The organism is Pseudomonas maumuensis (genome assembly GCF_019139675.1).
In the GTDB taxonomy this organism is placed as follows: Bacteria; Pseudomonadota; Gammaproteobacteria; order Pseudomonadales; family Pseudomonadaceae; genus Aquipseudomonas; species Aquipseudomonas maumuensis.
Genome location: NZ_CP077077.1, coordinates 5,750,711 through 5,758,328, shown reverse-complemented (window position 1 = coordinate 5,758,328; position 7,618 = coordinate 5,750,711). Strand labels below are relative to the sequence as shown.

The following is a 7,618-nucleotide window of genomic DNA, read 5'->3' as shown; positions in this document are numbered from 1 at the left end:
GGATATCCCCTGAGTTGAAAGCCGGATGAGGCAAAAACAAACCGCCATTGTACCGGGCAGGCGGTCAGTTATCCACACGTGACGGTGATCGCGACCAAGGTAAAGCCGCCAAAAACTGACCTTTTTATCATTCTGACGATGCTGATAAGCCCTGTGGATAACGCCACTTGTGGGCTATGCACAACCCTGGGTTCAGCTCTGTGGATAAATCATCTGTGGATAAACACCCCTTTCGCACACAGGTTTTCCTCATGGGTCGCACAGAGAGAACACCCCTTACGGACAAGGTTGTGAATCTCTGTACAGCTTGTAAATAAAGGCCTTGAGTGACTTATCAACAGATGGTTGTCCACTTAAGATCTATAAGTTCTTCAAAAAAGCTTTTTATATGCCTCTTTGTTTTTTTCGTTTATCAGCGCTCTGTCCATACAGGCAGTCTGCTGGATGTCGACCACCGGGCAATCGGATCCGACCTTCCATGATTCGACCTTCCATAAGGAATGACTGGTTGGAAATTGACCTATTGCCTTGCTTTCTCTAGAATCGCCGATCTCTTAGAAAGGGGGCCCTTCCGGCCCGTTGTCGACCAACCCAGGTAACACGCCATGAAACGTACTTTCCAACCAAGCACCATCAAGCGCGCCCGCACCCACGGTTTCCGTGCCCGTATGGCTACCAAGAACGGCCGTGCCGTTCTGTCGCGTCGCCGCGCCAAAGGCCGTAAGCGTCTGGCCATTTGATTTTTCGGCACAGGTGGTGAGTCAGGACTTCAGTCGGGAAAAGCGACTGCTTACACCCCGGCATTTCAAAGCGGTCTTCGACTCCCCAACCGGCAAGGTTCCAGGGAAAAACCTGCTTATCCTTGCCCGCGAGAACGGCCTCGATCATCCGCGCCTAGGCCTGGTGATCGGCAAGAAGAGCGTCAAGCTCGCCGTTCAACGCAATCGCCTGAAACGCCTGATGCGCGATTCGTTTCGCCTGAACCAGCAGCTGTTGGCTGGCCTGGACATCGTGATCGTCGCGCGCAAGGGGTTGGGCGAAGTGGAAAACCCAGAATTGCACCAACACTTTGGCAAGCTCTGGAAGCGACTGGTCCGCAGTCGGCCCTCTCCAGCGGTCGCCAACTCCGCAGGGGTAGACAGTCACGATGCGTAAACTGGCCCTCGTCCCGATCCAGTTTTACCGTTACGCCATCAGTCCACTGATGGCCAGCCACTGTCGTTTCTATCCCAGCTGCTCCTGCTACGCCTATGAAGCCATTGAAAACCATGGCCTCTTGCGTGGTGGATGGCTGGCCGTTCGTCGCCTGGGGCGTTGTCATCCGTGGAACGACGGCGGTTTCGATCCCGTTCCACCTGCTCCTTCCTCCCGAACTTCTTCGATAGCCGAGTAATCATGGATATTAAACGCACGATCCTGATCGTCGCCCTGGCAATCGTGTCCTATGTCATGGTCCTCAAGTGGAACCAGGACTACGGCCAGGCTGCCCTGCCGACTCAGCATGCTGCTGCCAGCAATGCTGCCCCGGCCTTGCCGGACACCGTGCCGGCCGGCAACGCCGGTGCAAGCGCCGATGTGCCAAGCGCCAATGCTGAATCCAGCCCAGCCGAACTGGCGCCGGTGGCGCTCAGCAAGGACTTGATCCGGATCAAGACCGACGTCCTGGACCTGGCTATCGACCCGGTCGGTGGTGACATCGTCCAACTGACCCTGCCGAAGTACCCTCGTCGCCAGGACCATCCGGATATTCCGTTCCAGCTGTTCGATAACGGTGGCGAACGTGTATACCTGGCGCAGAGTGGCCTGACCGGCGCCAACGGTCCGGACGCCCGTTCCACTGGCCGCCCGCTGTACGCCGCAGAGCAGAAGAGCTTCCAACTGGCCGACGGCCAGGACCAACTGTCGGTCGACCTGAAGTTCAGCGAGAACGGCGTCAACTACATCAAGCGCTTCAGCTTCAAGCGCGGTGAGTATGACCTGACCGTCAGCTACCTGATCGACAACCAGAGCAGCCAGGCCTGGACCGGCAACATGTTTGCCCAGCTCAAGCGTGACGCCAGCTCCGACCCGTCGTCGAGCACCGCCACCGGTACCGCCACCTACCTGGGCGCGGCCCTGTGGACAGCTTCCGAGCCGTACAAGAAAGTGTCGATGAAAGACATCGACAAAGGTAGTTTGAAAGAAAATGTGACCGGCGGCTGGGTCGCCTGGCTGCAGCACTACTTCGTGACCGCCTGGATTCCGACCCACTCGGACAACAACGCCGTCCAGACCCGCAAGGACAGCCAGGGCAACTACATCATCGGCTATACCGGCCCGGCGCTTAACGTCCCTGCCGGCGGCAAGGTCGAAACCAGCGCCATGCTGTATGCCGGCCCGAAGATCCAGTCCAAGCTCAAGGAGTTGTCCCCAGGCCTGGAACTGACCGTCGACTACGGCTTCCTGTGGTTCATCGCCCAGCCGATCTTCTGGCTGCTGCAACATATCCACAGCCTGTTGGGCAACTGGGGCTGGTCGATCATCGTCCTGACCATGTTGATCAAGGGCCTGTTCTTCCCCCTGTCGGCCGCCAGCTACCGCTCGATGGCGCGCATGCGTGCCGTGGCGCCAAAACTGGCCCAGCTCAAGGAACGCTTCGGTGACGATCGCCAGAAGATGTCCCAGGCGATGATGGAGCTGTACAAGAAAGAGAAGATCAACCCGCTGGGCGGCTGCCTGCCGATCCTGGTGCAGATGCCGGTGTTCCTGGCCCTGTACTGGGTACTGCTGGAAAGCGTCGAGATGCGCCAGGCCCCGTGGATGCTGTGGATCACCGACCTGTCGATCAAGGATCCGTTCTTCATCCTGCCGATCATCATGGGCGCCACCATGTTCATCCAGCAGCGTCTGAACCCGACCCCGCCCGATCCGATGCAGGCGAAGGTAATGAAAATGATGCCGATCATCTTCACCTTCTTCTTCCTGTGGTTCCCGGCTGGTCTGGTGCTGTACTGGGTTGTGAACAACTGCCTGTCGATCGGACAGCAGTGGTACATCACTCGTCGTATCGAGGCAGCGACCAAGAACGCAGCCGCTTGACGGGCTGCTACGCTAGCCTGTGAACAAAAACGCCCCCCTGGGGCGTTTTTGCTATCTGTCGTATTCGTTGTAGAGGTTCGAGCATGAACACAGTGCGTGAAACCATTGCCGCCATCGCCACCGCCCAGGGCCGTGGCGGGGTAGGCATCGTCAGATTGTCCGGCCCGCTGGCCCGCCAGGCCGGGCAAGTCATCACCGGGCGCAATACGCTGACCCCGCGGCATGCCCATTACGGCCCGTTCCGCGATGACGATGGCCTGGTGCTGGATGAAGGGATCGCGCTGTTCTTCCCCGGGCCGAACTCGTTCACAGGCGAAGATGTGCTGGAGCTGCAGGGCCATGGCGGTCCGGTAGTCATGGACATGCTGCTGCAACGTTGCTTGCAGCTCGGTTGCCGGCTGGCACGTCCAGGTGAATTCAGCGAGCGAGCGTTCCTCAACGACAAGCTCGACCTGGCCCAAGCCGAGGCAATCGCCGACCTGATCGAAGCCAGCTCCACGCAGGCTGCGCGCAACGCCCTGCGTTCCCTGCAGGGGGCTTTCTCCAAGCGTGTGCATGGGCTCACCGAAGCACTGATCGCCCTGCGTATCTATGTCGAAGCCGCCATCGACTTCCCGGAGGAAGAGATCGATTTTCTCGCCGATGGCCATGTGCTGCGCATGCTCGATGAAGTACGTGACACGTTATCCACAGTTCAGCGCGAAGCAGGGCAAGGCGCATTGCTTCGTGACGGCATGACAGTGGTCATCGCAGGCCGACCGAATGCCGGTAAATCGAGCCTGCTCAACCAGTTGGCCGGGCGTGAAGCGGCAATCGTCACCGATATCGCCGGCACCACCCGGGATATCCTGCGCGAACATATCCACATCGACGGCATGCCGCTGCATGTGGTCGACACCGCAGGCTTGCGTGACACCGATGACCATGTGGAAAAGATTGGTGTGGAACGGGCGCTCAAGGCCATCGGTGAGGCCGACCGTGTGCTCCTGGTGGTCGATTCGACGGCACCGGAAGCCAGTGATCCGTTTGCCTTGTGGCCAGAGTTTCTCGATCAGCGCCCCGACGTAGCCAAGGTCACCCTCATTCGCAACAAGGCGGATCTCAGTGGTGAGATCGTGGGCCTGGAGCAGAGCGACGATGGGCACGTCACCATCACCCTCAGCGCCCGGGACAACGACATGGGCCTGGATCTGCTGCGTGAGCATCTCAAGGCTTGCATGGGCTATGAACAAACCGCCGAAAGCAGCTTCAGCGCTCGTCGCCGGCACCTGGAGGCGCTACGCCAGGCCAGTACACACCTCGAGCATGGCCGTGCGCAGCTGACCCTCGCCGGTGCCGGTGAGTTGCTGGCAGAGGATCTGCGCCAGGCACAGCAAGTGCTGGGTGAAATTACCGGAGCATTCAGCTCGGATGACCTGCTGGGGCGGATCTTCTCCAGCTTCTGCATTGGCAAGTGATCCCACAGGGTTCGATTCGCAACAAAGCCGCTCTCTGGAGCGGCTTTTTTTTGCCTGCGATTCGTGTCGGTACGGGTCATTGCAAGCAGGCCAGCGACCACGGACGACAAGCGCTGCGGAAAATATTTCATCAACAGCGTTCCGCACGCCTGGCTAAGCTCTGTGGAAAACTCGACCTCAGCTCCGTTGATAACCAGGCTTTTTTTCTGAGGACAAACCTGCCTGTGGGTAACAGCGCGATTCATCCACAGGTTAAACAGCGGTATCCAGAGCCCCCAGGGCTACCTGGACACAGGGTTATGATTCTCTGTACACATTGAAAAATATGGTGTGTAGAGACTTATGCACAGACAGGTGGGTGCCTAAACATAAACATAAAAACAAAGCTTTTTTAAATTTTTCCTCTTTGTTTTCTTTTACCTGCCACTCATCCACAGCCTGGTCAAATTTTGCTCAGAAGGTTTCTTTGGAGGGTGGGAAGTCCCTATACTTGTCCGCTTACCTTCTCTATTCGCAAAAACAGGCACGAGGTGCGTGGTGGATTTCCCTTCCCGTTTTGAAGTGATCGTCATCGGCGGCGGCCATGCCGGTACCGAGGCTGCGCTTGCGTCCGCACGCATGGGTGTGAAAACCCTGCTGCTGACCCATAACGTGGAAACCCTCGGTCACATGAGTTGCAACCCGGCTATCGGTGGCATTGGCAAGAGCCACCTGGTCAAGGAAATCGATGCGCTTGGCGGTGCGATGGCACTGGCCACCGACAAGAGCGGCATCCAGTTCCGCGTTCTGAACAACCGCAAGGGTCCGGCGGTACGCGCCACCCGTGCACAGGCGGACCGCGCCATCTACAAGGCCGTGGTACGTGAAATCCTGGAAAACCAGCCCAACCTGTGGATATTCCAGCAGTCCTGCGACGACCTGATCGTCGAACAAGACCAGGTCAAGGGCGTGGTCACGCAAATGGGCCTGCGATTCTTCGCCGACTCCGTGGTACTGACCAGCGGGACTTTCCTCGGTGGACTTATCCACATTGGTTTGCAGAACTATTCCGGTGGCCGCGCGGGCGATCCGCCCGCCAACGCCCTGGCCAACCGCATGCGTGAATTGCCGCTGCGTGTCGGCCGGCTGAAAACTGGTACCCCGCCACGCATCGATGGCCGCTCGGTGGATTTCTCAGTGATGACCGAGCAACCGGGCGACACGCCAATCCCAGTGATGTCGTTCATGGGCAATGCGCAGATGCACCCGCGTCAGGTCAGCTGCTTCATTACCCATACCAATGCGCGTACCCACGAGATCATCGCCTCGAACCTCGACCGTTCGCCGATGTACTCGGGCGTAATCGAAGGCATCGGCCCACGCTACTGCCCGTCGATCGAGGACAAGATCCACCGCTTCGCCGACAAGGAAAGCCACCAGGTGTTCATCGAGCCGGAAGGCCTGACCACCCATGAGCTGTATCCCAACGGTATTTCCACATCGTTGCCGTTCGACGTGCAGCTCGAGATCGTCCGCTCGATCCGCGGCATGGAGAACGCGCACATCGTGCGCCCGGGCTATGCCATCGAGTACGACTACTTCGATCCACGCGATCTGAAGTACAGCCTCGAGACCAAGGTCATCGGCGGCCTGTTCTTCGCAGGCCAGATCAACGGCACCACCGGCTACGAAGAAGCCGGTGCCCAAGGCCTGCTGGCCGGGACCAACGCGGCGCTGCGCGCCCAGGGCCGTGAAAGCTGGTGCCCGCGCCGCGACGAGGCGTATATCGGTGTGCTGGTCGACGACCTGATCACCCTCGGCACCCAAGAGCCGTACCGCATGTTCACTTCGCGAGCCGAGTACCGGCTGATCCTGCGCGAAGACAACGCCGACCTGCGCCTGACCGAGAAAGGCCGCGAACTCGGCTTGATCGACGATGAGCGCTGGGCGGCGTTCAGCGCCAAGCGCGAAGGCATCGAGCGTGAAGAGCAGCGCCTGAAGAGCACATGGGTGCGCCCGAACACGCCGCAAGGCCAAGCCATTGTGGATAAGTTCGGCACGCCATTGGCGCACGAGTACAGCCTGCTCAACCTGCTTGCCCGCCCTGAAATCGACTACGCTGGCCTGATCGAGGCAACCGGCGGCGAGAACATCGATCCACAGGTCGCCGAGCAGGTCGAGATCAGGACCAAGTACGCCGGCTACATCGACCGTCAGCAGGAAGAGATTGCCCGCCTGCGCGCCAGTGAAGACACGCGTCTGCCTGTGGATATCGACTACACGACCATTTCCGGGCTGTCCAAGGAGATCCAGGGCAAGCTCGGCGACACCCGGCCAGAGACCCTGGGCCAGGCTTCGCGTATTCCTGGCGTTACCCCGGCGGCGATTTCCCTGTTGCTGATTCACTTGAAAAAACGCGGCGCAGGCCGCGAATTGGAGCAAAGCGCTTGAGTTCCCCGGTCACCCCGCAACATGCCGAAGAGTTGTCCACAGGTGCGCGTCAGCTTGGTGTCGAGCTGACCGCGCAGCAGCACGAACTGCTGCTGGGCTACCTGGCCCTGTTGATCAAATGGAACAAGGCGTACAACCTGACTGCCGTGCGCGACCCCGACGAGATGGTCTCGCGTCACTTGCTCGACAGCCTCAGCGTCATGCCGTTTATCCACAATGACACCCAGCGCTGGCTGGATGTCGGCAGCGGCGGCGGCATGCCAGGCATTCCGCTGGCCATCCTGCACCCGCACAAGCAGGTGACGGTGCTCGACAGCAACGGCAAGAAAACGCGCTTCCTCACCCAGGTGAAGATGGAGCTGAAACTGGACAACCTCACGGTTATCCACAGCCGGGTGGAAGAGGTCCAGCCCGAGCAGCCGTTCTGCGGGATCATTTCCCGGGCCTTCAGCAGCATGGAGAATTTCACCAACTGGACCCGCCACCTGGGTGACGCCCGCACGCAATGGCTTGCAATGAAGGGGCTGCATCCTGCCGATGAACTGGTAGCATTGCCCGCAGACTTCACAGTGGAAAGCGAGCAGGCCCTGACCGTTCCAGGTTGCCAGGGCCAGCGCCATCTGCTGATACTGCGCCGCAAGGCATGACTGGGA

At 59.4% G+C, this 7,618-nt stretch carries 7 protein-coding genes; all 7 read left to right on the top strand.

The annotated features are described in order from the left end of the window. Positions 1 to 605 precede the first annotated feature (605 nt). The 7 genes from rpmH to rsmG all read left to right on the top strand — a co-directional run bounded on the left by rpmH (position 606) and on the right by rsmG (position 7,612). Positions 606 to 740, top strand: a complete 135-nt coding sequence (gene rpmH / locus KSS90_RS25520) for a 50S ribosomal protein L34 (protein WP_003253163.1) — start codon at positions 606 to 608, stop codon at positions 738 to 740. A gap of 13 nt (positions 741 to 753) precedes the next feature. Continuing rightward, complete coding sequence (gene rnpA / locus KSS90_RS25515; protein WP_102683383.1) at positions 754 to 1,155, top strand: ribonuclease P protein component; 402 nt, start codon at positions 754 to 756, stop codon at positions 1,153 to 1,155. Further along, positions 1,148 to 1,393, top strand: coding sequence for a membrane protein insertion efficiency factor YidD (gene yidD, locus KSS90_RS25510; protein WP_011536514.1), 246 nt, complete (start codon positions 1,148 to 1,150; stop codon positions 1,391 to 1,393). Before rnpA ends, yidD begins: the two co-directional genes overlap by 8 nt. Positions 1,394 to 1,395: 2 nt before the next feature. Continuing rightward, positions 1,396 to 3,078, top strand: a complete 1,683-nt coding sequence (gene yidC, locus KSS90_RS25505) for a membrane protein insertase YidC (protein WP_217867750.1) — start codon at positions 1,396 to 1,398, stop codon at positions 3,076 to 3,078. Between the two features lie 83 nt (positions 3,079 to 3,161). Further along, complete coding sequence (gene mnmE / locus KSS90_RS25500) at positions 3,162 to 4,535, top strand: tRNA uridine-5-carboxymethylaminomethyl(34) synthesis GTPase MnmE (protein ID WP_217867749.1); 1,374 nt, start codon at positions 3,162 to 3,164, stop codon at positions 4,533 to 4,535. A 537-nt stretch (positions 4,536 to 5,072) separates the two neighbouring features. Beyond that, a complete protein-coding gene (mnmG, locus tag KSS90_RS25495) occupies positions 5,073 to 6,965 on the top strand; it encodes a tRNA uridine-5-carboxymethylaminomethyl(34) synthesis enzyme MnmG (RefSeq protein WP_217867748.1) in 1,893 nt (630 codons plus the stop codon). Next, positions 6,962 to 7,612, top strand: coding sequence for a 16S rRNA (guanine(527)-N(7))-methyltransferase RsmG (gene rsmG, locus KSS90_RS25490; protein ID WP_217867747.1), 651 nt, complete (start codon positions 6,962 to 6,964; stop codon positions 7,610 to 7,612). The genes mnmG and rsmG overlap by 4 nt, the downstream gene beginning before the upstream one ends. Positions 7,613 to 7,618: the final 6 nt, after the last annotated feature.

Excerpts from the sequence above, each read along its gene's own strand:
- rpmH (WP_003253163.1), top strand. The coding sequence starts at position 606 with ATGAAACGTACTTTCCAACCAAGCACCATCAAGCGCGCCCGCACCCAC.
- yidC (WP_217867750.1), top strand. The coding sequence starts at position 1,396 with ATGGATATTAAACGCACGATCCTGATCGTCGCCCTGGCAATCGTGTCC.
- yidD (WP_011536514.1), top strand. The coding sequence starts at position 1,148 with ATGCGTAAACTGGCCCTCGTCCCGATCCAGTTTTACCGTTACGCCATC.
- mnmE (WP_217867749.1), top strand. The coding sequence starts at position 3,162 with ATGAACACAGTGCGTGAAACCATTGCCGCCATCGCCACCGCCCAGGGC.